The sequence below is a fragment of the Micromonospora sp. M51 genome (genome assembly GCF_018070305.1).
Lineage (GTDB): Bacteria > Actinomycetota > Actinomycetes > Mycobacteriales > Micromonosporaceae > Micromonospora > Micromonospora parva.
In genome coordinates this window covers 1-794 of record NZ_JAGPXZ010001335.1, presented here as the reverse complement: position 1 = coordinate 794, position 794 = coordinate 1, and the positions used below count along the sequence as shown (strand labels likewise).

Annotated in this window: 1 protein-coding gene; it reads left to right on the top strand. The window is 74.4% G+C overall.

Annotation, left to right across the window (positions count from 1 at the left end; all coding sequences use genetic code 11):
• Positions 1-794, top strand: a 794-nt coding sequence (locus KBX53_RS34650) for a thymidine phosphorylase (protein ID WP_210864000.1), incomplete at both ends; no start/stop codon positions are given.

Here is a 794-nt window from a genome sequence, read left to right as displayed (position 1 = left end):
GGCTCGCGCCCGCCGATCGCAAGCTGTACGCGCTGCGCGACGTGACCGGCACCGTGGAGGCGATCCCGCTGATCGCCAGCTCGATCATGAGCAAGAAGATCGCCGAGGGGACCGGCGCGCTGGTCCTCGACGTCAAGGTCGGCTCCGGCGCCTTCATGAAGTCCGTCGACCAGGCCCGTGAGTTGGCGCGCACCATGGTCGAGCTGGGCGGGGCGCACGGTGTGCGGACCGTCGCCCTGCTCACCGACATGTCCACCCCGTTGGGCCTGGCGATCGGCAACGCGGTCGAGGTGACCGAGTCGGTCGAGGTGCTGGCCGGCGGCGGGCCGGCCGACGTGGTGGAGCTGACCCTCGCCCTGGCCCGGGAGATGCTCGACGCCGCCGGTCTGCCGGACGCCGACCCGGCGGCGGCGCTTCGCGACGGCCGGGCGATGGACTCCTGGCGGGCGATGATCCGGGCCCAGGGCGGCGACCCGGACGCGTCGATGCCAACGGCCGCCGAGGTGGAGGTCGTCCGCGCCGAGCGGGACGGCTACGTCGCGGCTGTCGACGCGTACGCCATGGGGGTTGCCGCGTGGCGGCTCGGCGCGGGTCGGGCCCGCAAGGAGGACCCGGTGAGCGTGCCGGCCGGTGTGGTGCTGCACAAGCGCCCGGGTGACGAGGTGCGGGCCGGTGACCCGCTCTACGAGCTGCGTGCCGAGGACGCGACGCGGATTCCGGCCGCGCTGACCGAGGCCGCCGACGCGGTGCGGATCGCGTCGACGGCCCCGGCCGCGACGTCGTTGGTCATCGAA